Genomic DNA, 19,506 nt, shown 5'->3' on the forward strand with positions numbered 1-19,506 from the left:
AATGAGCCAAAACCCTTACGCTTGGATCGAGAAAAATCTGGCCACCATTCACCGGGCTTCCTGGTATCGAACTGTCACGCCCATAGAGAGTAAACCGGGGGCGGTGGTGCAAATGGAAGGGGAAACGCTGATTAATTTTGCCAGTAACGATTACCTGGGTTTAGCGGGAGACCCTCGCCCGATGCAAGCAGCGATCGCAGCGACAAAAGCCTATGGCACCGGCGCAACGGGTTCGCGATTAATTACGGGACATCGAGAACTGCACCGACAGTTAGAAAAGGCGATCGCGCAACTCAAACAAACCGAAGACGCGATTGTATTTAGTTCCGGATATTTAGCCAATTTAGGTGCGATCGCCACATTAGTAGGCAAGCGGGATTTAATCCTAGCAGATCGATACAATCATTCCAGTTTAAAAAATGGGGCAATTCTGAGCGGTGCAACGGCGATCGACTATCCCCACAATCAGATAGAAGCATTAAAAACCTTGCTGGAAAAACACCGGGAGAGCTATCGACGATGTTTGATTCTTACCGATAGTGTATTCAGCATGGATGGCGATTTATGTCCCCTGCCGCAAATTTTAGATTTAGGGGCAGAATTTAGCTGTATGGTATTAGTGGATGAAGCGCATGGCACGGGGGTTTTAGGACCGAGTGGTGCGGGAGTGGTGGAACATTTCGGCTGTACGGGAGAGCAGTTGATTCAGATGGGCACCCTGAGCAAAGCATTGGGCAGTTTGGGGGGATATGTTGCCGGTAGTGCGGTGCTGGTGGATTTGTTGCGAAATCGCGCCCCCAGTTGGATTTACACCACTGGGCTATCCCCTGCAGATACGGCGGCGGCCCTAGGGGCGATCGCCATTATTCGAGAAGAACCGCAACGACGGGCGAAACTGTGGTCGAATGTCAATTATCTCAAACAACGGCTGCAAGAAATGGGGGAGGGCGCGCCGCCGGGGAACAAAAAAAATGGGGGCTGGTCATGGAGTCTTTTGCCCTCAGAATCACCGATTCTGTGTTTGGAAATGTCAGATGCACTCAGCGTCGTCAAGGCGGGTTCTGCGCTGAAAGCGACGGGAATTTTGGTGGGTGCGGTGCGTCCCCCCACCGTGCCAACCAGCCGGATTCGAGTTACAGTAATGGCAACTCACGAACCGGCTCAGTGCGAGCATCTGGTCCAAGGGTTGCAGTGCCATTTGAAAAGATGATGAAACCGACACTAAAATCTGTCATTCCCGCATTTGGACTGGCGATCGCCTTGCTAGGGTACGGTCCGAGTCTGCGGGCACTCCCACTTCCCCCGGTTCTGGCGCAAAACAACGCCGAGAGCTTTTTTAGCGCCGGGGTGGAGAAAATGGAGGCGGAAGACTACGCCGGGGCGATCGCCGATTTCACCCGCGCCATCGAACTGGATTCGGAGTTTGTGGATGCCTATACCGCACGCGGGATTGCGCGCCATCGCCGAGAAGACTACGCCGGGGCGATCGCCGATTTTACCGAAGTGCTGCGGTTGAATCCCAATCAAAGCGATATATATGCCCTGCGCGGTATCGATTTTCTCTATGTGGGGGAATATCGAGCCGCGATCGCCGATTTTAACCGCGTCATTGAAACCGATCCCCTGGATGCGGATGCCTATCTGCTGCGAGGAGGCGCGAGAAGCGAACTGGGAGAATACGAAGGCGCGATCGCCGATTACAATCGCGCCAGCGAACTGGCACCAGATAATCCCACGATTTATCGCAAACGGGGACAAACCCGGGCGCGCGCGGGAGACTATGAAGGCAGCATCGCCGATTTTGACCGCGCCATCGAGCTAAATCCTGGAGATGCCTTGGTCTATGTTTACCGGGGAAATGCCTATGATGATTTGGGGGAAAGCGACGCAGCGCTGGAAAACTACCAACGGGCGATCGAGCTCGATCCGAATTTACCCCAAGCGTATTACAATCGCGCCATTACCCGCCGCCGACTGGAAGATTACCCGGGCGCGATCGCCGATTATACAAAAGCCATCGAACTGGATGGCGAGGATTATCGCGCCTACCTGAACCGCGCCATTGCCTATGCCTTGTCGGGGGAATTCGAGCGGGCGATCGCCGATTATAGCCAAACCTTGGAACTCAACCCCGAGTTAGGAAAAGCACACTACAACCGAGGGCTAATTTACCAACGCCTTGGCGACGCCGACGCCGCACGCAAAGACTTTGAAACCGCCGCCGAGCTTTATCAGCAACAGGGCCAAAGCGAGAAATACGAAGACGCGCGCCAAGCGATCGAACGCCTACAGGAGTAGTAGCTTGCCGCCCAACAATCTCCCCGCTCCCTCATCTTACACCACCAGATGACCGTTCGCCACCGATTAAACTATAATCATTCTACCCGTTAAGGTTGACCCGCCTATGAACGCCATCGAAACTGCCACTCACCCCCGTGCTTGCCCCCTCGCAGATGCGATCGGCAAACTCTTTATTATTGCCTATAAAGAGTCAACCGAGCAACTGGAAACCGCCTTGACCCATGAAGGCTTTTCCTGCGAAGTTATCCGACAGCAAGACAGTGCGGAAACCGCCAATTTTTCCCCCAGCTATCGCTGTTTGCTCAACCATCGCCGCGCCTGGGAAAAAGCCCTGGAAGAACCCCAACCCACCTTAATTGTAGAAGCCGATTTCGTTCCCGTGGTGGGAATGGGAAAACTGCCCCTACCCTTTCCTCCAGACAGTTCCAAGTTAGGAATTTCCTGGCTCTATACCTGCGCGCCGCAAATTTACACCGTCTCCGACGAAGGCTATGCAGAAGGATTTTCTACCTCAATGGTGGCTTATGTGATTACCGCCGAAAGTGCCAAATTTCTCATCGAACTGGCGGAGCACATTCGCGAAACAATTGGGCCGACGAATTATTCCACTTGGGATTCCGAAATCGACACTTTTCTGCGTCAGCGACAGTTAAAAAATTACGTGCCTTTTCGCAACTATGGCGAACATGGAGGACGCCCCAATCCCGAACATCGACAAAATAAACTCAGTACCAGCCATCGCGCTGATGTGCTCTACGGAAAACTCGCCTTTGTGCCGATGTATGCCGAAACCGAAAATGCCACCCCCTTTACCTATCTTTATGTGAGGAGCAAGGCTCGTCTCAAAGGTCTCGCCCGTCTGGCGGTGGGCAAATACCTCCGACTGCCGGTAGTGCGAAATAGTAGCTTTCCCGCGCGACTGTTAAGTTTTGCCATCCGCCGCCAACTCTCACTAAAGCTATAAATCTCACTATTAATAGAATCCGCCTCTTTCGCCGCCCGAGTCGGTCAACCTAGAAATACCGGACGAATCCGCCCGCCAAGGAGTAGCGATCGCCCGCCGCCCCCAGTCAGTTTGCTTGTCTCCCCCCTCTGCCATACGCTATCGTCAGAATAACTACTCGTTTTCCTCTGGAATTTGTCGTGCTGTTGTCAAACCGCTTTGCTTTCATCCCCGTCGTTTTGTTAGTCCTCGTCAGCTTGAGTGCCTGTGCCAATCGTCCCAATAGCGAACAGCTAGAGCAGACCTTTGCCCCAGACCCCAGCTTGCAAGAAAACCCCGTCACCCTCGGCGAGTCCACTGTCGCGCCGGTGACGGGCGACGCGGGAGCAGATTCTCCCGCCAAACTCCCCCAAGATTTCCCCGAAGCCATTGCGCGCTATCCCAACGCCACCTTAGTCGAAGTCATTCCCCCCACCCGCGCCGACGCTGCAGCAGAGGCCACCAACAAACCCGAGGGCGTCTCAACCGTATGGCAGACTTCCGACAGTACCGAGGCGCTGTTTGACTTTTATACCACTCAGTTTCAACAGTCCAACTGGGAAATCGTACCGCAACCGGAAGCCGCACAACCGGACAAATTAACCGCGCGCAAAGGAGACGAATTGGTCGTCACCCTAACCCTCGACCCGAACCCCGCCTTATCCCCCGCCGCAGAAACCGCCAACCAAGGGCCGCAAACTACTCAATTTATCCTCCAGTACCGGGAAGGCGATCGCGCCACCACCGAACTCCCAGTCGAACCATCCACCGACACCGAGGAAATCGCCGCAACCGAACCCACCGACACCGAAGCAACCCCCCCCAACTCCACCGACGCTCAAACTCCCACCGGACTCGAATCAGTCCCGGAACAGTTACGTCCCTATCTCGCCGACTTAGAACAACTCGGCGTCCTCCGTCTCGATTCCCAATCTACCAAAACCAACTCAGACAACACCCAAAAACCCCTCGAACTCAACCAACCGATCCGCCGCGCTCAATTCGCCCAATGGCTGATCGAAACCAACAATCAAATCTATGCCAACCAAACCGCCAAGCAAATTCGCCGCGCGCCCCGCAGCACCAAACCCGCCTTCACCGATGTGGGACAAAGCAATCCCGCTTTCGGTGCCATTCAAGGATTAGCCGAAGCCGGGATTATTCCCAGTCCCTTAAGCGGGGATAGCGCCGCCGTCTCCTTTCGCCCCGACGCCCCCCTGACGCGCGAAGATCTGCTCCTGTGGAAAGTCCCCTTAGATATCCGGGGCAATTTGCCCACCGCCTCGGTGGATGCGGTGCAAGAAACCTGGGGCTTCCAAGATGCAGCGAAAATCGATCCCAAGGCATTACCCGCCGTTTTGGCCGATTATCAAAATGGCGACCTGTCCAATATCCGTCGCGCCTTCGGATACACGCGGCTGTTTCAACCCAAAAAAGCCGTGACTCGCGCCGAATCCGCCGCCGCTATCTGGTATTTTGGCGTCCAAGGTGACGGGCTATCTGCTGAAGATGCCTTGCAAATTCAACCGCAAACCACTCCCTAGCTGACAGGGGCGTTTTCCAGACTCTCCCGGGATTCTGGCTTGCCCTGCCTAAGCAAATTTTAGGGAAATCCCACCAAAAACTAGATGCTTTTGGAACAATTAAGATATGATGCCTGAGAAAATTCTTGTCTAGCCCACGATTGGCAGAGTCTCTATGAATACAACCACTCATCGGACCGATTGGATTAATAAACTTTGTGCATCCGAATTTAATTATTGGTTCGGATACCCCGTAAACTTGGCTTTGGTGGTTTGGTTCGCCTCCCATGCGTTTGCCGGCGGTCAATCCCAACTGAGCATCCTGGAATGGCTGTTGTTTTTAATAGCCGGATATCTGGTTTGGAGCACGATCGAATATATGGCCCATCGATATATCTATCACGCGATCGCTCGCTTTGGTATCGGACACAACCTCCATCACCAAAACCCCACCGCCCTCCTGGGCGTTCCCTGGTATGTCACCACTCTCGTGCTGTTGGGGATTTTCTATGCACTTTCTTGGGTCTTGGATCCGGCACCGATTGGCGTTTTTATGGCGTTTAGCTGGTTTTTCTATACCCTGGGCTGTTTCTTGCATCACTGGATGCATCGCATCACCTTTAATAACCCCGTCCTCCGACTCCTGCAAGAACATCATTTGATTCATCACGTAGATCCGGATGTGAACTTCGCCGTACTCGGTCCGTTTTTGGATTGGATGCTGTTTAGCGGCAATAAAACCCCGGTTTCGGTGGAATTTCCCGGGGAACGTTCTTGAGGTGCGTCGGATAAGAATCAAGCGCAGATTATTAGGATGAAATAAGGGATGTTTGGTGGACTGATAAATGGCACTCGCCGATGGTTTCGCAGTCGCAAGCGCCGAAAACGTTTAGGGCTATTTTTGGTCGCGCTTCTCATTGTTTTAGTGGGATTTATTCCCGTTAGAATCGCGATCGCTCGCTATCGCACGCCGCAACCGGAAGCCATCTTGGTCCTGGGGGGGCATCCCAATCGCGTCACCTTTGCGGCGCAGTTTTGGCAAAGTCACTCCAATCTGGATATTTGGCTGTCGAGTCAGGGCAGCGATTCTCCATACTACCGCCGCATTTTTCGCGAAGCTGGAGTGCCAGAGCATCGCGTTCATTTTGAAGTCAACTCTACCGATACGGTGACGAATTTTACTTATACTCTCGATGAGTTGCAACAGCGCAATGTACGCCATGTGTTTCTGATTACCTCGGACTATCATATGCGGCGATCGCGCGCCATTGCTACCGTCGTTTTTGGCAGTCACGGGATTATCGTTACCCCCCTTTCTGTCCCCGCCACAGGGTTTCCGCCAGAATCCCCCTGGCGAGTATTGCGAGACATTTTGCGTTCGATTCTCTGGCTGTTTACTGGCTACTCCGGTGCTAATCTCAATCCAGATTTACAGTCTTAAGCTAGGGGGAAATTATTGTTATTTACTCAACTGATTAACCCATAAAAAATAACCAACGATCGATGACCAATGACAAATGACTAATGCAATGTCTTTAGCAGAATATGACAAACTCTTTAGCACCATTGAAACTTTGGTGATGCACCACTCGCCCAGTGGTGTGGAAGGGGAAATCGACCAATTTTTAATGGATCGGTTTGCCCGTTTTAATGTGGAGGTGTGGCAAGATGAGGCGGGAAACGTTATCGGCAAAATTCCCGGGCGCGACGCCGGGCGATCGCTCGCCATTACCGGTCACAAAGACGAAATTGGCGCGATCGTCAAAACCATCGAACCGGATGGACGAATTCGCGTCCGCAAGTTGGGGGGTGCTTTTCCCTGGGTGTATGGCGAAGGGGTAGTGGATTTACTCGGGGATAACCACACCCTCAGCGGCATTCTCAGTTTTGGATCCCGTCACGTGTCTCACGAATCGCCGCAAAAGGCGTTTCAGGAAGAGGTTTCCTTGTCCTGGGAAGATGCCTGGGTGGAGACGAAATGCACCCCAGAAGAATTAGAAGGGGCGGGAGTGCGCCCGGGGACGCGGATGGTGGTGGGCAAGCATCGCAAGCGACCCTTTCGCATGGGGGATTGGATTGCCAGTTACACCCTGGACAATAAAGCATCGGTGGCGATATTGCTGGCGTTGGCGTCAGGGGTGAAGGATCCGCCGGTGGATATTTATTTGGTGGCCTCTGCGAAAGAAGAAGTGGGGGCGATCGGAGCGCTTTATTTTACCAATCGACAGCGGGTCAACGCCCTGATTGCCTTGGAAATTTGTCCCCTGGCACCGGAGTATCCGATTCAAGATGGGGAAGCGCCGGTGTTGCTATCCCAAGATGGGTATGGGATTTATGATGAAGGCTTGAATGAGGAGATCCGCGCGGCGGCGCAGAGGGTGAAGGTGCCGTTACAGTTGGCGGCGATTAGTGGATTTGGCAGCGATGCCTCGATCGCCATGAAGTTCGGCCATGTGGCGCGATCGGCCTGTTTGGGATTTCCCACCCAAAATACCCACGGCTATGAAATCGCCCATCTCGGCGCGATCGCCCATTGCATCCACATCCTGCAAACCTTTTGTACCGACCCTGCTTAACTCAACCCAGAATTTTTAGCGCTCGAAACCCCTACCCTGTCAGGATTTCGGGAAAAATCAAAAAAAAATCAAAAAATTTGCCCAAAAAGGGTTGACAGCTTTGGAAAACCAAGTTACGGTATAAAAGGTGCAGATGAGGGGCGCTACTTCAGCGCAACTCACGGTGGCAACTCAGGCCCCCATCGTCTAGAGGCCTAGGACACCTCCCTTTCACGGAGGCGACGGGGATTCGAATTCCCCTGGGGGTACTTTACGCCATACCGATGCACCCTGAATGAGAAAAGACACCTCCCGTGGGTGTCTTTTCTCAACCCAAAACCCAGTATAGGGCACCACATGCCCCCATCGTCTAGAGGCCTAGGACACCTCCCTTTCACGGAGGCGACGGGGATTCGAATTCCCCTGGGGGTATTATCAAGCAATCAAAGGCACCTCACTGAGGTGTCTTTTTGCATGGTTACCCGGTGGCGGTGGGGGATTATTCTTCTGATAGTTTGTCGAGGCGTTCTCGGAAAGAGAGTCGGACTAAAGCGCGCATGAAAATCAGGAAGGTAAAACCACAGAAGCAAAAGGCAGCGATCGCCAATCCTTCATAACTTCCCACCAGCAACACCGCACCCGCCACCAACGAGAATCCAAACAAGCAGGCGTAGATTAAAGTTTTCACCGCTAAATTGATGCGCGTCAGCAGGCGATCGCTAGCTAAAGAACGCACCTGAAACTCCATTTCTCCGCGTTCGATGCGCTCTGTCAACTGGCGCAACAACACCTCGCTTTCTTTCGGTTGTTTGAGTTTATATTGAACGAATTGGCGAGCTTGTCGCGTCACTTCCCCGAGTACGCCACTCTTCCCTTTTCTCCCCGTCACCCGTCGCACGAAGGGTTTCGCGCAAGCCACCGGATTGTAGTGCGGATCCAGAGTGCGGGCGATTCCATCCAGGGTGGTTAAAGATTTGAGAATAAACGTCATCTGGGCCGGTAAGCGAAACGGTTGCTGCTCGAACATTGAATACAGTTCGCCTTTCAGTTCCCGCAGGGCTTTAATATCTAGGGGCTTTTCGGTGAAATTTTCTAACAGAAACGACACCAATCGTCGCACGGGTCGCATATCTTTCACCGGCACGATTAACCCCATTTCAATTAAGCTATTGAGCACCTGTTCCGTATCTTTTCGCAACACGGCGAAGAAGGTGCTAATCATGCTATTTTTGGCCAAAGATTGGATTTCCGCCATCATGCCAAAGTCATAAAAAATCAAGCAGCCTTGTTGGTTGACTGCCATATTTCCCGGGTGGGGGTCGGCTTGAAAGAAGCCATCTTCTAAGAGTTGTTTGAGGTAACAAGTAATGCCGCGTTCGTTGAGTTGCTTGACATCGATACCGCAGGCTTCCAGGGTTTGGCGATCGTCAATTTTGATTCCCGGCAAATATTCCATTGTCAGGATTTTTTGGGTACTGTAGCGCCAGTAGACTGCGGGCACGATGATTTCCGGGTGGTCTTGAAAGTTTTCCCGGAAGCGATCGGCGTTTTTGCCTTCTTGGATGTAGTCGATTTCTTGGGAGAGAAAGCTGACGAATTCGCGATAGATTTCTGGTAGTTCGTATTTGCGCGTCCAGGGGAAAAAGCGCTCGGAAAACCCGACTAATTGGCGCAGCACTTGAAAGTCGAGGCGGAATAATTTGTCGAGTCCGGGTCGTTGGACTTTGACCACCACATCTTCGCCGCTGTGCAGGCGCGCTTTGTGGACTTGTCCGAGACTGGCAGCGGCGATCGGGAACTCGTCAAAATCGCGAAAGAGGGAGTAAAGGGAGTTGCCCAGTTCCGATTCGATGGTGGCGATCGCTTCGCTGGAACTGAATTCTGGCACTTGATCCTGTAGGGTTGCCAGTGCTTTGACGTATTCTTTGGGCAACAGATCCGCTCGAGTGGAAAGTGCCTGTCCGATTTTAATAAATGTCGGTCCTAAATCCAGCAGGGTGCCCACTAACCATTCCGCCCGACGATAGCGGTGATTGACCGAACTTTTGGCAACGTTTTTATCCCACCATAGGTAGAACATGAATTGCGCTGCTGAGCTGAAAATGTCAATTTGACGACCCAGCAGCGAATATTTAGAGCGTTGCCAACGTAATGTCTTTGGATCGGCCTTGGTAAGCATTTGATGACTTTTGAGAACCAGTTCACCCCGACGCTGCGACAAATTCCTCACCTCAAATTTTCCCCATCTAGGGTATCTTATTTTAAACTCTAGAGGTTAACTGGTCCGAAAATAAAGTTGTTCAGTGGCGGGGGTGGATTCCCCGGGGCAAGTTTCACAGTGGATGTTGCTAACATGAAACCTTCACGCAGGTTCCCACTGCAGCCCGATCGCCCAGGCGGCGCGGGGGTCAGTTTCGCGGTGAAAGGGGTTTGAATTTCAATTTTAGCGTTGATTTGATAACCCTACGCAGTTTTCGCTGTCCCGGTTACCGAAGCCCCTTGACGCGATCGCGAACCACTGTGTTGCGACGTCCCAATTATCAATTCTTAATTTTTTTCTTGCAACCCGTGGTGCCCCACCCAGCATTCCCGTGGAAATACGGAGTTTTTGTCATTTGTCATGGGTTATTGGTCACGGGTCAAGGGACAAAGGACAAATGACAAAGGACAAATGACCTACGAAGGGGGAGTAGCTTCCACGAGTTGGGGTAAAGTCAGGGTAAAGCAAGTTTCCCAAGCTGGAGAATTTTCCAGGGGGTAACTGGACACAGTAATGGTGCCATTCAAGTGTTGGACTAAGCATTTAACCAACGCCAGACCTAAGCCGGTGCCTCCGATCGCTTTTTCGGTGACTCCTTGACCCCGGCGAAACTTTTCGAAGATATGGGGGAGGTCTTCTGGAGAGATGCCTGCGCCGATGTTAGTTAAACGGAGGGTGACTTCATTGCGTTCTAAATCGATGTGGTGATTGACCTGGAGGTAGACGGTGGTGCCGGGATCGGAGTATTTGCCGGCGTTGGTGAGCAGTTCGTGAAGGATGCGATCGAAACTTTCGGGATCCGTGTTGAGTTTGAGAAATTGCTTAGCCAATCCCTTGGGCGATCGCTGGGGTAAATCCAAAGCCAAAGTTAAGCCAACTTCTTCCCACTTTGCCGAAAACGAGTCAGCCAACTGGGGTAGAAGCTGCTTGAGTTCGAGGGTTTCCACCTTAACATTGGCTTGCTGGGATTCATACTGCTGTAGCTTGAGCAAATCTTGGACCAGATTGCTTTCGCGCTTCCACTCCGTTTCTAGAATTTCGAGATATTTTGCTTGACGGTCCGGGGCGATCCCCGGTTGACGGAGCATTTGGATAGCCATTTTCATGCTCGTCAGGGGAGTATTGAGTTCGTGGGAGAGAGTGGTGAGGAATTCATCCTTAAGCTGGTTGAGTTGACGAAGTTGGTCGATTTGCTGACGAGTTTTTTCATAGAGTTTAGCCTGGACTTCCAGAGAGCGCTGTAATTGGGAGGTGCGTTCTTCCACCAGTGCTTGGACTTGCTGGAGGGTTTGGGTTTGTAAAATCGCGGTACTGAGCTGCGCCGCCACCAGTTCCACCAGTTGGATTTCGTCAGGTTGCCAACTGCGCGGGGAGGAGTGTTGCAAGACAATGAAACCCAAAACCGTGCCTTGAGACGAACCGCCGCCGCTAACGCCCAGGAGGGGCATAACCAACAAAGCAGGCATTTCCTCGGGATGGAAAATCGAGGCGACTTCCACCTCCGGGTTGAGGGCGAGCACAGAGCGTTGGTCTGCGATCGCCAAAGGAGTGGGGGCATTGACGAAAGCTTGCTGACACCAGTAACAATCCGAAAGCCAGAAAGAGCGATCGCTTTGATGGCGGGAACTTTGGTTGGCAGAAGACGTCTGAGCTGCAGATGAGCGGATCGCGCAGGTGCGGTTATTTTCGCAGGCCACAGTCACTTTCGCCTTCGGAAGGCGCGGCAAGGATGCCTCCAGGGAGGTTGAGGAATGCGAGTCTGAGTCGCGCCCGGGAGTGGTGCGCGAACTGGTTGCGGGAAAACGAGTTTTAAAAAACGGGTCGATGTATTTTAACAGGAGGATCGCGCTGCGATCCACTTCGAGGGTATTCGTCAGAGTGCCGATTGCCATTTGAAGGATGAGATTGATATCCGATCCGCGATGGATAGCCATCGTTAGTTGGTGGATCGAGGTTTGATACTGAGTTTTATGGCGAACCTGCTGTTGTAAAGCAGAGATTAGCTGAGTTTGGGTAATTTGGTTGAGGGCGATCGCCACTTGTTCTGAGACTGCGGTTAGCTTCATCATATCTTTTGCTGTCCAACAATTGGGTTGAGTGCGTCCCCTGGGTTCTGGAGAGGCAACTTCCTGGGAGAGCGACTGGCGATCGCGGTGAACAGCGCCGTGCCGATGCATCAAGATAATGGCTCCATTAACCTGACCTGAAAACCGGGTAGTGATGCCCAAGATCCCGCGAACTGGCAGGCGTTCCCATGCAAAGCCCATTGCGAGATCCAATTGACAAGCGCGAGTATCGGAAATCATCAGCAAATCAGCATCAGCGAGCTTTTCTAGCCAATCGACTCCTTCTAAGGCAGACAATGCATCGGAAGAAAACAGCGCCGAGGGAGGTTCGGCATACCAATAGCTCGTCTGCTCGATTTCCTGTGAGCGATCGATCGCCGCGAGGAAACAGCAGTCTACCTGGAACAGTTCGCCCACCATCTGAGCCATTCCTTGCAGCTTCAACGCTGTGTCAGAATCGGTTTGGAGGAGATGGGAGAGTTGTCTGCCGACATCGGCGGTTTGGATCTCTTGCATGAGTCGAGCTGGAGATTCGGGCTGCAGGACGGGTGAACTCAGGGGAACAGTGAAAGACTCAGCCATTGTTTTGCGATCCTTATCCTTCGTACAAGATGCTGACGCACCGCAGGGGGGAGCTATCCCGGAATGGGTTTCCAGTGCTGGAAAAGCCCCCGGAGTCGGTTTGAGGGTTGCTAAGTGCATCGAGGGTGCCTCGAGACACTGCAAGCCATTATCTGCACTGTCACTCACCCCTGCGCGCTGGTGGAATTTCCATTTTGTCCTATTGTCGAACCCAATGGCGACCCCTTGGAGGTCAACAGTCACGTCGGGTGTCACCCGCTGCCCGTCAGGCTGAGTCCTTTGGCTCCAGGTTACACGGTTGATAAGAGGGATGGCATCAGTGATTTCTCTGCTATTTATTATTTTACCCTTCTCGAGTCGCACTCCAGGCCGAGGGCTAAGCAGTGGGAAAAATAGCAGCCAGTTGCGGGGGTGGTGGACTGGGGGGAGAAAGTGGGGTCGATGGGTGCTAGTATCACCCCATAATCATTTCGGTTCGTCGATATTGATTGATTGAAACGATTGGTGCGAGGGAGCGAAAAGCGAATATGGGCAGAATTTTTATTTCAGCCGGACATGGGGGATATGAAAATGGGGCCATCGATCCGGGTGCGATCGCCGGCGACACCACCGAGGCGCGGGAAATGATTTTGCTGCGCGATTTGGTGGTGACGGAACTGCGATCGCGCGCCTTAGAGGTATTGTCGGTTCCGGACGATTTGAGTCAAAGCGACACGATGAGTTGGATTAACGCCCGCTGGCGCAGGGGGGATGTGGCGCTGGAACTGCATGCCAATGCCAATGCCTTTCCCGCCGCCAGAGGAGCTAGGGTGTACTACATTGCCAACAACGACGAACGCCGCCAAAATGCGGAGCAAATGCTCATGGCGCTGCTGCGACGGGTGCCGATGCTCTCCAACCGAGGGGTAAAGCCGGATACGATCGCCGAACGCGGTAGTTTGCCATTTTGTCGGTGGTTGATTTCCCCTTCGTTGCTGATGGAGGTTTGCTTTTTGACCAACCCGGATGACCGATATCTGCTGCAAACCCGCCGTCGCGACTTTGCGATCGGCATTGCTGATGGTTTGGAAGCTTGGAGTCAAGGCACGGAGTTGAGCGAACCGGTGCCTCCGGGTTCTTCTATCCCCGAACCGCCCACCTATCCGCCGATTAATATCAATATTAACGGGCAGATTTATGGGGAACAAGGGGTGATTATCAATGGCAATGCATACATTCCCATCGATCTGGTGGATAGTTTTAAGGTGGATTTGTCGCAAGACCCTGACATTCGGCGCGTCAGTTACCGTCAGGTTGTATATGTTAAGGCGATCGATTTGCGCGAACATCAAATTTCGGTAAGCTGGGACGGTGAAACGCGCACGGTGCTCTTGCGCTCGATTTTGCAAATCTGCCCGGGCTATATCGATCGCATCATGGGTTATGGCAAAACCTCGGAAGTGCAACTGCTGATGTTCCTGAAGGGCAATCACGAAAAAGCCCTGTTGGATTTCCCCGATCTGCCGAAGCTCTACCGCGAAGAAGGGGCAATTGAGGGGGTCAATTACGATATTGCCTTTTGTCAAATGTGTTTGGAAACCAATTTTCTGCGCTTTGGTAGCGAAATCGATCCGGTGCAAAACAATTTTGCCGGGTTAGGGGCGATCGGGGGTGGGGCGAGTGCCGCTTCTTTCCCTTCCGCCCGCATCGGGGTCCGCGCCCATATCCAACACCTGAAAGCTTATGCCAGTACCGAACCTCTGGTCGGGGAACTCGTCGCCCCCCGCTTTCGTTTCGTCGCCCGGGGGGTGGCTCCTTTGGTGGGACAGCTTAGCGGTCGTTGGGCGGCAGATCTCGACTACGGTACTAAAATTATGGCATTGCTGCTTCGGTTGTATGAGTCGGCAGACCTGTTTTAAATTGGGGCTTGACTCCCACATCGGTATCGGAAAATGCCGCGATCGCGTCGATGGTGGGGTATTCTGTGGGTATTCTATGGGAATTAGCGGTTACCGGGGAGGCGATCGCAACCACCTCTTGACGTCAGCAGCACACCGAACATATGGCTATCGAGGAACAAATTAGTGCCAGGGAGTTAGTTAAACTCTATGCCGAGGGGCGCAGAAACTTTCGCAATGTCCAACTCAGCGGGAGGGAACTCAAACAGGTCAACTTGCAAGATGCGGATCTCGAAGGAGCCTACTTTCGCTGGGCAGACCTGCGCGTCGCTAATTTCCAGGGGGCAAATCTCTCTCGCGCCGATTTCCATCGCGCTAATCTGTGTGATGCGAGTCTGCTTCATGCCACCCTGAAAGAAGCTAATCTCAAAGGCGCTAATTTGCAATGGGCCGATCTGAGCGAAGCGAATCTTCAAGGCGCATCTTTGATGAAATCTCAACTCGCTTGTGCGAACCTGCGCGGCGCTTCGGTACGCTTGGGCAAACTCCAAGAGGCCAATCTGGATCAGGCGGACCTCACTCAAGTGGATTTGCGCGTGGCCTCTTTGCAGTCGGCTCACTTGTGCGATGCCGAAATCTCACAAGCGAAGCTGCAAGAGGCTATCTTGTCTGAGGCGAATCTGACTGGGGCAAATCTGGAGGGGGCTTCTCTCCAAGGCGCAAATCTCGATCGCGCGATTCTGGTGAGTGCGAATCTGACTGACGCTTGTTTGCAACAGGTGTCTTTACAAGGCGCAAATCTCGCGGATGCCAAGTTATTTGGCGTGTCTTTACAAGGCGCAAATTTGCACAATGCAACCCTGCCCGCGATCGCCAATCTGCAAGGCGCTTGTCTGCGCGGTGCCAAGCTGCAAGGGGTTCGCTTGTCTACCGGCGAAAATCTGTTAGCCGCTATGTTACCCAATGGCATGATTCCCGATAATCGCCACCCCTCCCCGGCGATCGCATCCTCGGGCGGGGAGTCCGAGAATTCCTCCCCACCCCCCACGGATTCTGCGAGGAACTCTGGCGCGGTTCCGACCAAGGAAGAAGCAATCCCCACGAGCGATCGCAACGCCAACAGTTCCCGAAGCCGAATTTCCGGTAACTCACATAGGGTTAAAGCTCTCGGCTCCTCCCTCGGACTCGATCCTGACGGTGCGATCGCCAATGGAAAAATGCCCAACCCCTTCGCGTTCCCTCCAGATGAGGCTTTATCCCCCGATGAAATTTCCTTGGAATTCGCACAACAAGTGCTAGAAACTGAAGAGCATTTAAACCCCGCCAGTCTGGCGATCGCCCACCGACGCGGCTCTTCTTCGTTTCGTCACAACTTGCTCGCCGCTTACAACGGGCGCTGTGCGATTACCGGCTGCAATGCCGAACCGGTTTTAGAAGCGGTAACTTTGTGCTATAATTATGATGAAACCCATGCCTCTGACCCCTCTGCCGGCTTGCTCTTGCGCGCTGACATTCACACCCTCTTCGACTTGCATTTGATGGCCATTCACCCAGAAACCCTGAACGTCTGGGTGTCCCCCAGCTTGCGGAATACCGACTACAGCGAGCTTCACGGGCAACCCCTGCGCCCGCCAGTGGAGTTTGAATACCAACCCCGTCGCGAACTCCTGCAATTGCACTGGCGTGCTTGTGCGTGGGTGGAGGATTGCGAGATGAACAGGTAATACCAGCGGGCGATTGAAATCCCGCCTCGGCATGCTTGCGTCCCCATGACAAGGACTTCTCAGTTTAACTCGTTTCCCCCCGAGGGCAACCTCCCGGCGATCGATGTGCCGTGGAATCACCCTGGCTGATTATTTTACCCGGCGGGCAACCCCTTTCTCTACATATATCCCGGGGGTTTAATCAAATACGTCGCCCATGCTGGCGCTTCATCATTCTCCTCTGGGGTGACGGGTTTTGCCAACCGCCAGGTTTTGCCTTCTGTCTGACGTTGCAAATACAAATCGAAACTATTTTGCCGCTCGGTGACTCGTTTATCTGGCAACTGAATGGTTAAATTATAACTGCCTCGGATATGATACGATAGTAAATCTTCAATTTTGAGCGGTTCTTCTTTCCAGATTTCTACCCGGTTGATTTCATAGTTGGGCATTTTATCCCCTCGATCCACATAGCGACTGAGATGTTGTCTCAGTTGTTGTTGATTTTGACTCAGTTCTAAGGCGAGGGCGCCTTGTACCACGTCGCGGGTGGGTTGAAAACCGCCTAAGCTAAACGTGACGCTACAACTGCTGAGCAAGAGGATTAAAATTGCGATCGCAATCCCTCTGAAAATAGATTGAAATCTGACTCCACCCATGTTAATCTCCACAACGATAACCGATCGATAATTTCTCCTGAAACTATTTAACGATGTCTAAGCAAACCTTAGGATTGAGCGATCGCCTTTATGACTATTTTCTCTCGGTTTCTCTGCGCGAGTCCGAGATCCTGCGCCAATTGCGAACCGAAACCGCCGCTCATCCCTTCTCCCAAATGCAGATCGCACCGGAACAAGGCCAATTTATGGCATTTCTGGTTCAGCTTATGGGGGCGACGAAGACCCTGGAAATCGGCGTCTTCACCGGGTATAGTTCCCTGGCGATCGCAATGGCTCTCCCCCCTCATGGTAAAGTAATCGCTTGCGATTTGAGTGAAGAATATACCACAATCGCGCAACGCTACTGGCAAAAAGCCGGTGTGGCGGATAAAATTGACCTGCAAATCGCACCGGCCCTCCACACCCTCGATGACCTCATCGCCGAGGGTCACTCCGATACCTTTGATTTTGCCTTTATCGATGCGGATAAAGTCAACTACGATAACTATTACGAGCGATCGCTTCAACTTCTGCGCCCCGGCGGGTTAATCGCGATCGATAACGTCTTGTGGGGCGCAAGAGTCGCCCAACCCGACATCCAAAATGAAACCACCCAAGCAATCCGCGCCCTCAACGCCAAACTACACCATGACGATCGCATTACCCTCAGCATGGTTCCGATCGCCGATGGCCTCACCCTTGCCCGCAAAAACCCCCAGGAATAGCCAATCCCCAACCTGCAACCCTCAACCCCCATTGAGAATTGACAATTAACAAAATCTGACTAACCAACCACTAATGACCAATGACCAATGACAAATGACCAATGACCAATTTACCGCAAAAGAAACAACAACGCCACCCCACTCACCGAAATCAGGCCCCCAAAAATCGCACGGATGCTGACCCTTTCCCCCATCCAAATGGCCACGGGAAGCACGAATAGGGGACTGGTTGCGCCCAAGGTTTGAGCAATTCCTGCCGGTGCAAATTTAAGGCCAATTTGTTGCAACCAAATGCCGAGATAGGTGCTAAAAAATGCCGTAATTGCGATCGCCCCCAGCAAGCGATGAGACTGCAACGGTTGGAGAATCCTCGCATTTTTGCGTCCAAATATCCACAGCAGCAGCACCAGCACCCCAGCGCACAACCGCATCAAACTACTCCACAACGGATCCACTGAAGTGTCCGAGAGTGCCGATCGCGAGAGTACCGCACCCACCGCTTGCCCGAGGGCGGCGAGCAATCCCAAACTGACCCCACGCATCAGATGCTTTGGCGTGCTGCTGTTTCCGGGAACTCGTTCACTAATCACCCAAGCCACACCACACAAAGTAAGAAAAACACCTCCCCACGCCCCAGATGTGAGGCTTTCGGTGAGAAAAATCCGAGCGAGTACCGCCGTCATAGGCGGTGCGAGGGTTTGCAGCAATAACGTGCGTCGCGCCCCCAAGTGATTAATCGCCGCAAAAAACACCGTATCGCCCAAACCGATGCCGATAATGCCACTCAAAAGCAGCAGAACTGCTGCTCTGGCGCTGCCATCGCCGGCCAGGGAAAGTGCTACCGAGGGGGAGCGCGTCGGATCCAGGTGAGAGAATAGCACATCGCGCAGCAGCACCGTGACCAGAATCAAGGCGATCGCCACCGCGCCTTTGCCCAGGTTGAGTGCCATCGGGGAGATTTTTTGCCCCAGTTGTCCGTAAACTACGGAAGCTAAGGCCCACAAACAAGCACCACCAAGCGCCGCCAGTTGCCCTTGATAATCCGCGATCGCCCAATCCGAAACCCATGCCCAAACTAACATTACGGTTGATTATCCCACCATACCATACCACTGAAAAAGTCAGAGCCATCGGGGCGCTGCGGTGTTACCCGTCGCCGACGAGGGCGATCGTGCCATCCCCCGACGCTCTTTCCCTTTATCATCCCCTAATGATAAACCAATGTGAATTTCTCGCAAACCCCCTGGGGCAATGTAACGACTGTAACCACAGGGATTTTGCTAAACTGCTATTCATTAATTAATGATTACAATCAAAACATAGAACCGAATCTGGAGGTCTAGGATGAAATACACCTTCGACATCTTGGGAGTTTCCCCAATTTTATATTTTTTTAACCAACAACAGGAAATCATCAACACCGACTCTGGTGTGGGGGTGGAATATCTCGGCACCCAGAAATGTACCCTGGATGCGTTTCTCGAATCCGTGGAAAGCGTTTCTCCCGCGAAAGAGTGGGATCGCGATAACGTGGTGGAAACCGTGATTCAGTTTTGGCTGAACAATGAAGATAAAATCGACTATTGGAAAACCCGGTTAGATGATGCCGGGAATAACAATCTGCTCGTTGCTCGAGTGGCAGATATGGACGCATTGCGCTCTACCTTTGAATCGATTCTCGGCGAGAGTTAAACCCCGGCGGTAGCACTTCGGCGATCGCTTGGTCAAACCATTTTTGCATTGCTTTCCGTCTCGCGGTCAATGGTTGTCCCGCCTGCGATCGCCACCAATCCCCTCATCCGCGCGATCGGGTGGGAAAAAGCACCCGAGGGTCTCCCTGTGGTAGGGATGAGAACCCCGGGAAAGGTTCACCACTGGTAGAGACGCCATTCATCGCATCTGGCGCGCAACCCACCACGGCGAGAAACCCCGTTTCTTGTCTTTTTGATTGAATGCGGACCTGACACTCTAGAACCGCTAGCTTCCCCTTCCCCTAACCCCCTCATCCGGTGCATAAATTTCCCAAATTGTCAATGACTTTCGTCACGATGAAAAGGGCAAATCCTCACCAGCGATCGCCGGTTTCGATCCACCCCAACCCCCGATCGCGATCGCCTTCCCTCACCACCGGAATCACGGCAAAACTTCCAGCGATCGCCCACAATTGAAATAACACACAGGTGAGGAGGATAAGGACGTCAGCACCCCGCTCTAAAGAGACGGGGCTTCTAGCCCCTGACTTTAGGTAGCTGACCAGCCTAAGCCCTACGAGG

The 19,506-nt window shown here is 52.8% G+C and carries 17 protein-coding genes and 2 tRNA genes; 13 read left to right on the plus strand and 6 right to left on the minus strand.

The genetic code is table 11. From position 1 onward, the window contains the following. Position 1 precedes the first annotated feature (1 nt). The 9 genes from bioF to AC0QH1_RS11495 all read left to right on the plus strand — a co-directional run bounded on the left by bioF (position 2) and on the right by AC0QH1_RS11495 (position 7,793). Positions 2-1,210 (plus strand): 8-amino-7-oxononanoate synthase, encoded by a 1,209-nt coding sequence (bioF, locus tag AC0QH1_RS11455; RefSeq protein WP_324631236.1) that lies wholly within the window; start codon positions 2-4, stop codon positions 1,208-1,210. Next, entirely contained in the window at positions 1,207-2,298 is a 1,092-nt protein-coding gene (locus tag AC0QH1_RS11460; RefSeq protein ID WP_324631238.1) for a tetratricopeptide repeat protein, read from the plus strand. The genes bioF and AC0QH1_RS11460 overlap by 4 nt, the downstream gene beginning before the upstream one ends. Before the next feature lie 106 nt (positions 2,299-2,404). Then, positions 2,405-3,265, plus strand: coding sequence for an LPS biosynthesis glycosyltransferase (locus tag AC0QH1_RS11465; RefSeq protein WP_324631239.1), 861 nt, complete (start codon positions 2,405-2,407; stop codon positions 3,263-3,265). A gap of 179 nt (positions 3,266-3,444) precedes the next feature. Next, positions 3,445-4,827 (plus strand): S-layer homology domain-containing protein, encoded by a 1,383-nt coding sequence (locus AC0QH1_RS11470; RefSeq protein ID WP_442957306.1) that lies wholly within the window; start codon positions 3,445-3,447, stop codon positions 4,825-4,827. A 154-nt stretch (positions 4,828-4,981) separates the two neighbouring features. Further along, positions 4,982-5,584 carry a sterol desaturase family protein gene (locus AC0QH1_RS11475; RefSeq protein ID WP_324631242.1) on the plus strand — a complete coding sequence of 201 codons (603 nt, stop codon included), beginning with the start codon at positions 4,982-4,984 and terminating at the stop codon, positions 5,582-5,584. A gap of 48 nt (positions 5,585-5,632) precedes the next feature. Next, entirely contained in the window at positions 5,633-6,247 is a 615-nt protein-coding gene (locus AC0QH1_RS11480; RefSeq protein WP_324631243.1) for a YdcF family protein, read from the plus strand. A gap of 88 nt (positions 6,248-6,335) precedes the next feature. Then, positions 6,336-7,382, plus strand: coding sequence for a M42 family metallopeptidase (locus AC0QH1_RS11485; protein ID WP_324631244.1), 1,047 nt, complete (start codon positions 6,336-6,338; stop codon positions 7,380-7,382). Positions 7,383-7,557: 175 nt separating this feature from the next. Next, positions 7,558-7,630, plus strand: a tRNA-Glu gene (locus tag AC0QH1_RS11490). A 90-nt stretch (positions 7,631-7,720) separates the two neighbouring features. Further along, positions 7,721-7,793 (plus strand) — tRNA-Glu (locus AC0QH1_RS11495). A gap of 67 nt (positions 7,794-7,860) precedes the next feature. On the opposite strand, the gene AC0QH1_RS11500 is transcribed toward AC0QH1_RS11495, so the two are convergent. Together AC0QH1_RS11500 and AC0QH1_RS11505 are read right to left on the minus strand one after the other, a co-directional pair. Next, a complete protein-coding gene (locus AC0QH1_RS11500; protein ID WP_324631245.1) occupies positions 7,861-9,540 on the minus strand; it encodes an ABC1 kinase family protein in 1,680 nt (559 codons plus the stop codon). A gap of 497 nt (positions 9,541-10,037) precedes the next feature. Beyond that, positions 10,038-12,269: an ATP-binding protein gene (locus AC0QH1_RS11505; RefSeq protein ID WP_324631246.1), complete on the minus strand. Its 2,232-nt coding sequence runs from the start codon at positions 12,267-12,269 to the stop codon at positions 10,038-10,040. A gap of 527 nt (positions 12,270-12,796) precedes the next feature. Here AC0QH1_RS11505 and tftA point away from each other — a divergent pair. Next, positions 12,797-14,167: a hormogonium tapered terminus morphoprotein TftA gene (tftA, locus tag AC0QH1_RS11510; RefSeq protein ID WP_324631247.1), complete on the plus strand. Its 1,371-nt coding sequence runs from the start codon at positions 12,797-12,799 to the stop codon at positions 14,165-14,167. A 143-nt stretch (positions 14,168-14,310) separates the two neighbouring features. After that, entirely contained in the window at positions 14,311-15,870 is a 1,560-nt protein-coding gene (locus AC0QH1_RS11515) for a pentapeptide repeat-containing protein (protein WP_324631248.1), read from the plus strand. 158 nt (positions 15,871-16,028) lie between these two features. Here AC0QH1_RS11515 and AC0QH1_RS11520 read toward each other — a convergent pair whose 3' ends face one another. Next, entirely contained in the window at positions 16,029-16,508 is a 480-nt protein-coding gene (locus AC0QH1_RS11520) for a hypothetical protein (protein ID WP_324631249.1), read from the minus strand. A 53-nt stretch (positions 16,509-16,561) separates the two neighbouring features. Between AC0QH1_RS11520 and AC0QH1_RS11525 the strand changes: the two genes are divergently transcribed. Continuing rightward, positions 16,562-17,233 carry a class I SAM-dependent methyltransferase gene (locus AC0QH1_RS11525; RefSeq protein ID WP_324631250.1) on the plus strand — a complete coding sequence of 224 codons (672 nt, stop codon included), beginning with the start codon at positions 16,562-16,564 and terminating at the stop codon, positions 17,231-17,233. Between the two features lie 110 nt (positions 17,234-17,343). Here AC0QH1_RS11525 and AC0QH1_RS11530 read toward each other — a convergent pair whose 3' ends face one another. Together AC0QH1_RS11530 and AC0QH1_RS11535 are read right to left on the minus strand one after the other, a co-directional pair. Continuing rightward, positions 17,344-18,315 carry a DMT family transporter gene (locus tag AC0QH1_RS11530; protein ID WP_324631251.1) on the minus strand — a complete coding sequence of 324 codons (972 nt, stop codon included), beginning with the start codon at positions 18,313-18,315 and terminating at the stop codon, positions 17,344-17,346. Next, entirely contained in the window at positions 18,315-18,437 is a 123-nt protein-coding gene (locus AC0QH1_RS11535) for a hypothetical protein (RefSeq protein ID WP_324631252.1), read from the minus strand. Before AC0QH1_RS11535 ends, AC0QH1_RS11530 begins: the two co-directional genes overlap by 1 nt. A 140-nt stretch (positions 18,438-18,577) precedes the next feature. Between AC0QH1_RS11535 and AC0QH1_RS11540 the strand changes: the two genes are divergently transcribed. Continuing rightward, positions 18,578-18,925, plus strand: coding sequence for a hypothetical protein (locus AC0QH1_RS11540; protein WP_324631253.1), 348 nt, complete (start codon positions 18,578-18,580; stop codon positions 18,923-18,925). A gap of 373 nt (positions 18,926-19,298) precedes the next feature. Here the strand turns inward: AC0QH1_RS11540 and AC0QH1_RS11545 are convergent. After that, the coding region (locus AC0QH1_RS11545; protein ID WP_324631255.1) for a hypothetical protein at positions 19,299-19,506 on the minus strand (208 nt) is incomplete at its 5' end.

The organism is Phormidium sp. CCY1219 (assembly GCF_055795085.1).

What these genes read in the sequence shown, in the direction of transcription:
- bioF (WP_324631236.1), top strand. Translation starts at nt 2, where the DNA reads ATGAGCCAAAACCCTTACGCTTGGATCGAGAAAAATCTGGCCACCATT.
- AC0QH1_RS11460 (WP_324631238.1), top strand. Translation starts at nt 1,207, where the DNA reads ATGATGAAACCGACACTAAAATCTGTCATTCCCGCATTTGGACTGGCG.
- AC0QH1_RS11465 (WP_324631239.1), top strand. Translation starts at nt 2,405, where the DNA reads ATGAACGCCATCGAAACTGCCACTCACCCCCGTGCTTGCCCCCTCGCA.
- AC0QH1_RS11475 (WP_324631242.1), top strand. Translation starts at nt 4,982, where the DNA reads ATGAATACAACCACTCATCGGACCGATTGGATTAATAAACTTTGTGCA.
- AC0QH1_RS11480 (WP_324631243.1), top strand. Translation starts at nt 5,633, where the DNA reads ATGTTTGGTGGACTGATAAATGGCACTCGCCGATGGTTTCGCAGTCGC.
- AC0QH1_RS11485 (WP_324631244.1), top strand. Translation starts at nt 6,336, where the DNA reads ATGTCTTTAGCAGAATATGACAAACTCTTTAGCACCATTGAAACTTTG.
- AC0QH1_RS11500 (WP_324631245.1), bottom strand. Translation starts at nt 9,540, where the DNA reads ATGCTTACCAAGGCCGATCCAAAGACATTACGTTGGCAACGCTCTAAA.
- AC0QH1_RS11505 (WP_324631246.1), bottom strand. Translation starts at nt 12,269, where the DNA reads ATGGCTGAGTCTTTCACTGTTCCCCTGAGTTCACCCGTCCTGCAGCCC.
- tftA (WP_324631247.1), top strand. Translation starts at nt 12,797, where the DNA reads ATGGGCAGAATTTTTATTTCAGCCGGACATGGGGGATATGAAAATGGG.
- AC0QH1_RS11515 (WP_324631248.1), top strand. Translation starts at nt 14,311, where the DNA reads ATGGCTATCGAGGAACAAATTAGTGCCAGGGAGTTAGTTAAACTCTAT.
- AC0QH1_RS11520 (WP_324631249.1), bottom strand. Translation starts at nt 16,508, where the DNA reads ATGGGTGGAGTCAGATTTCAATCTATTTTCAGAGGGATTGCGATCGCA.
- AC0QH1_RS11525 (WP_324631250.1), top strand. Translation starts at nt 16,562, where the DNA reads ATGTCTAAGCAAACCTTAGGATTGAGCGATCGCCTTTATGACTATTTT.
- AC0QH1_RS11530 (WP_324631251.1), bottom strand. Translation starts at nt 18,315, where the DNA reads ATGTTAGTTTGGGCATGGGTTTCGGATTGGGCGATCGCGGATTATCAA.
- AC0QH1_RS11535 (WP_324631252.1), bottom strand. Translation starts at nt 18,437, where the DNA reads ATGATAAAGGGAAAGAGCGTCGGGGGATGGCACGATCGCCCTCGTCGG.
- AC0QH1_RS11540 (WP_324631253.1), top strand. Translation starts at nt 18,578, where the DNA reads ATGAAATACACCTTCGACATCTTGGGAGTTTCCCCAATTTTATATTTT.